Source organism: Aquabacterium sp. (assembly GCF_014378415.1).
Taxonomy (GTDB): Bacteria; Pseudomonadota; Gammaproteobacteria; order Burkholderiales; family Burkholderiaceae_C; genus Aquabacterium.
The window spans coordinates 1-4,536 of record NZ_JACMNS010000099.1; the positions used below are offsets into that span (position 1 = coordinate 1).

Annotated in this window: 4 protein-coding genes; 3 read left to right on the forward strand and 1 reads right to left on the reverse strand. The window is 63.8% G+C overall.

Features of this window, described 5'->3' with window-relative positions; all coding sequences use genetic code 11:
• Both H7225_RS08920 and H7225_RS08925 read left to right on the forward strand, forming a co-directional pair.
• A partial coding sequence (locus H7225_RS08920; RefSeq protein ID WP_290660961.1) for a MarR family winged helix-turn-helix transcriptional regulator occupies positions 1-464 on the forward strand: 464 nt, incomplete at its 5' end.
• Between the two features lie 17 nt (positions 465-481).
• The gene (locus tag H7225_RS08925; RefSeq protein ID WP_290660963.1) at positions 482-2,290 is read left to right on the forward strand and encodes a glutamine--tRNA ligase/YqeY domain fusion protein; all 1,809 of its coding nucleotides are present in this window, start codon (positions 482-484) and stop codon (positions 2,288-2,290) included.
• A 48-nt stretch (positions 2,291-2,338) separates the two neighbouring features.
• Here the strand turns inward: H7225_RS08925 and H7225_RS08930 are convergent, their stop codons facing one another.
• Positions 2,339-2,893 carry a fasciclin domain-containing protein gene (locus tag H7225_RS08930; protein ID WP_290660965.1) on the reverse strand — a complete coding sequence of 185 codons (555 nt, stop codon included), beginning with the start codon at positions 2,891-2,893 and terminating at the stop codon, positions 2,339-2,341.
• A 207-nt stretch (positions 2,894-3,100) separates the two neighbouring features.
• On the opposite strand from H7225_RS08930, the gene H7225_RS08935 reads away from it, so the two are divergent.
• Positions 3,101-4,536 (forward strand): NYN domain-containing protein (locus tag H7225_RS08935; protein WP_290660967.1); only part of this gene is annotated, 1,436 nt, incomplete at its 3' end.

Genomic DNA, 4,536 nt, shown 5'->3' on the forward strand with positions numbered 1-4,536 from the left:
CCACCGATGCGCTTTTCAACCCCCATGTGCCGGGCATCGACTACGGCGTGCTGGACTCCCTGGTGGGCTACGGCGTGCGGCGCGCGCAACTGTCGCTGAACGACCTGTTCATCCAGTCCCTGGCCCCCTGGAGCATCACCCCGCCCAGGTTTTCGGCGCTCATCATCATCTCGCGCAACCCCGGCCTCAAGCTGACCCAGTTGGCCAAGGTGCTGGGCATTGCCCGCTCGGGCGCCGTGATGCTGGTGGATGCGCTGGAAGACCTGGGCTACGTCGTGCGCCAAGACGTGCCCGAAGACCGCCGCGCCTTTGGCCTGGCCCTGACCGCCAAAGGGCAGACCGACCTGGTCGGGATCACCCAGGCGGTGGTGCAGCAAGATCAACTGGCCGCGCGGCCATTGGGCTCGGCGGGGGCTGAGCATTTGCTGGCCATGCTCCAGCAACTGGCCAACCCGAACCGGTGAGTGAATAGAATCGGGGGATGAACGCTCCCCTTGATGATTTGACCCCTCACAAACCCAGCAACTTCCTGCGCGGCATCATCGACCGCGACCTGGAGCAGGGCACCTACGCCAGCCGCCAATGGGCCGGCACCCCCGGCGACGCCGCCCACCAGCAGGCAGGCCAGCCCGACCCGGCCAAGATCCGCACGCGTTTCCCGCCCGAACCCAATGGCTACCTGCACGTGGGCCACGCCAAGAGCATCTGCCTGAACTTCGGCCTGGCGCGCGACTATGGTGGCGTGTGCCACATGCGCTTCGACGACACCAACCCTGAAAAAGAAGAACAGGAGTACGTCGACAGCATTCTGGATTCGGTGAAATGGCTGGGCTTTGGCTGGCAGTCAAACTTCAATGGCGCAAAGCAGGATCACCTGTACTACGCCAGCAACTACTTCGACTTCATGTACCGCGCCGCCGAAGCCCTCATCGGCGGTGGCCTGGCTTACGTGGACGAACAAACGGCCGAGGAAATGCGCGCCAACCGCGGCGACTTCACCACGCCCGGCAAGGACAGCCCTTTCCGCAGTCGCACGCCCGAGCAGAACCTGGCGCGTTTCCGCGAAATGCGCGATGGCCAGCACGCCGATGGCAGCATGGTGCTGCGCGCCAAGATCGACATGGCGGCGCCCAACATCAACCTGCGCGACCCGGCCATCTACCGCATCCGCCGCGCCACGCACCACAACACGGGTGACACCTGGTGCATCTACCCGATGTACACCTTCGCGCACCCGATTGAAGACGCGCTGGAGCAGATCACGCATTCGATCTGCACGCTGGAGTTCGAAGACCAGCGGCCTTTCTACGACTGGCTGCTCGAGCGCCTGGCCGAACTCGGCCTGCTGCAACAACCCACGCCCAAGCAATACGAATTTGCGCGCCTGAACCTCACCTACGTCATCACCAGCAAGCGCAAGCTCAAGCAACTGGTGGACGAGGGCATGGTTGAGGGCTGGGACGACCCGCGCATGCCCACCATCGTTGGCCTGCGCCGCCGGGGCTACACGCCCGAGGCCATCCAACTATTCTGCGAACGCATTGGCGTGACCAAGTCGGACAGCTGGATCGACTACAGCACGCTGGACATCGCCCTGCGTGACGACCTGGAGAACAAGGCCCACCGTGGCATGGCCGTGCTGGATCCCGTCAAGCTGGTGCTCACCAACTGGGACGAGATCATGGGCGCGGGCCACCTGGAGCCCTGCACCGCCCCGGCCTTGCCGCACCCGCCCGAAGGCACGCCCGAGCCCGCACCGCGCCAGTTCACGCTGGGCCGCGAAGTTTGGATCGAGCGCGAAGATTTTGAAGAAGTGCAGCCCAAGGGCTACAAGCGTTTGTTTCCCGGCAACAAAGTGCGCCTCAAGGGCGGCTATGTGATCGAATGCACCGGCTGCGCCAGGGATGCTGATGGTCGCGTGACCGAAGTCCTCGCCATGGTGGTGCCTGACACCAAGAGCGGTACGCCGGGGGCCGACAGCGTCAAGGTCAAGGCGGCCATCACCTGGGTGAGTGTTCACGCTGGCGTGCCCGCTGAAGTGCGCCTTTACGACCGCCTGTTCACCGATGCCCAGCCCGATGCCGGTGGCAAAGACTTTTTGGCCAGCCTGAACCCGGACAGCAAGAAGGTGGTCACGGCTTTCGTGGAGCCTTCCTTGGCCGCCGCGCTTGCCGACCAGAAGTTCCAGTTCGAGCGCCATGGTTATTTTGCGGCTGATCGGAAGGACCATGCCGCAGGCAAGCCGGTGTTCAACCGGGTCACTGGCCTGAAAGACAGCTGGGCCAAGTGAAGAAAAGGGCAGAGCCATGGCTTGGCGGGCCATGGCGCTGCCCTTGGCTCACTTGGGCATCAGTACCGTGTCCACCACATTGATCACGCCGTTGCTTTGGTACACGTCGTAAACGCTGATGTTGGCCATGTGGCCGGCTTCATCCTTGATCTGGATGTTGCTGGGGCCGTTGTGCATGAACCAGAGTTTGCCACCGCTGACGGTCTTCAGCTCGGCCATGCCGCCACCCATCTTGATGGCGGTGCTCAGGGCCTTGATGTCGTACTTGCCGGGCACCACGTGGTAGGTCAGCACTTTGGTGAGCGTGCCCTTGCTCTCGGGCTTGAGCAAAGTGTCAACCGTGCCGGCGGGCAGGGCCGCGAAGGCGGCGTTGGTGGGCGCGAAGACAGTGAAGGGGCCTTTGCCCTTGAGGGTGTCCACCAGGCCAGCCGCCTTGACCGCGGCCACCAGCGTGGTGTGATCCGCCGAGTTCACGGCGTTGTCGATGATGTCCTTGCTGGGCAGCATGGACTGGCCGCCCACCATCACCGTGCTTTGCGCCCAGCCGCTGCCGGTCACCAGGGCCATGGACACCAACAGCGAAGAAGTGACGAGTGCTTTCATGAGTAGCTCCTAAAGTTTTGTCAACACACAGGAGACTCATACGCCGGGCAGGGCGAACTGGATGCAGCCTACCGATCAATTCAAATTGAATCGCGGCAGCTTGCGTGCTTCGTGTGACCGCCTCATGACCGCATGCCTCGGCTATGCTGCGGCCTGATCGGCTCTCGCACCCCCATAAAATCTGCCCTTTTCGTTGACTTTGACAACGTGTATTCCGGTTTGCGGCGCCTGGATGTCGCTTACGCCGAGCGCTTCGCCAGCGACCCTCTGCGCTGGATGGACTGGATTGCCACCCAGTTGCGCCTGCCCCTGGACCCGGAGGCCGCCGTCAAGCGGCGCATCCTGGTGCGCCGTTGCTACCTCAACCCCGTGATGTACCAGCGCTTTCGCTTCGGCTTCAGCAAGGCCGGTTTCGAAATCGTCGACTGCCCGCCCATGACCGCCGCTGGCAAAACCAGCACCGACATCCACATGGTGCTCGACATCGTGGACGTCTTGCAAAGCGACACCCGCTACGACGAATTCATCGTGTTCTCGGCCGATGCCGACTTCACGCCAGTCTTGCGCAAGCTGCGACGCGACGACCGCCGCACCACGATCTTTGCGGCAGGTGCCACCTCAGCGTCTTACGACGCGTCGTCCGACCTGATCATCGACCCCGAAGCCTTCATCAGCGATGCATTGGGCTTTGGCGATGACGAGCCCACTGGCACGCCCACCCCCGATTTTGAAGGCATGCTCGCGCAAGCCGAGGCCCTGACCTGGGAAACCGTGGACAAGGCTTCGGCCCCGGTGATGTTGCCCGCGCTGACCAAGATCCTGGCCACGCAGGTGCCGGGCTTGGCCATCAGCAACTGGGCCGGTCGGGGCACCTTCACCGCGCTGTTGCGAGAGCTCAAGCTCAGCCCCTTGCGCATCGACCGCGAGAACAACTGGCTGCTGGACCCGCGCCGCCTGAAGGCCGATCCGGTGGAGGCGCCCAAGCCCGCGCTGGACATCCGCCAGCAGCTTGAAAAAATCCTGATCGACGAAGTGGCGGCTTCGGCCCGGCCCGTGGCCGTGGCACGCCTGGCGCACCAGGTTCGGCAAAGCTGCCCCGGCATCGATACCGACTGGAACGGTTGCGGCACTTTCAAGAAGTTGCTGGACACGGTGCACCCGGCGGGCGTGCAGATATCGTGGTCACACCTGGGCGGCTATGCCTTTGACCCCGAGCGGCATTCGCTGGACTTCATCTCGCAGTCGGCCGAGATGAGCAGCGATCAGCCCGAGCACGACGAGCGTTGGCCCCGGGTTGCGCCCATCTTGCAGGTGGCCAATTTCCCATCAATGTCAGGCTACCAGTACCGCGCGTTCCTGGAGGCGCTGTCACAGGCCTTGGGCGAGGGGCCCTATGCCTTGGCCGCCAGCAGCAAACGCGTGCGCGACATCTGCCTGGACCGCAGCGTGCCCATGGCCCGCGCCGACATCAACGCTTTGCTGCGGGCACTGCTGTTCAATGGCTTTGACCCGGCGGCGGCGAGTTCATCCTTCGATGACCTGGTGGCCGCGACTTGTGGCGTGGCATTGGCAGCGTGCGAGCGCGAGGGCATGAGCCTGGTGGATGCCGACCGCGAGGCGCTCTTGAGCTGGGTGTTGAGTGC

Coding starts and splice junctions, on each gene's coding strand:
- H7225_RS08925 (WP_290660963.1), top strand. CDS start 482: ATGAACGCTCCCCTTGATGATTTGACCCCTCACAAACCCAGCAACTTC.
- H7225_RS08930 (WP_290660965.1), bottom strand. CDS start 2,893: ATGAAAGCACTCGTCACTTCTTCGCTGTTGGTGTCCATGGCCCTGGTG.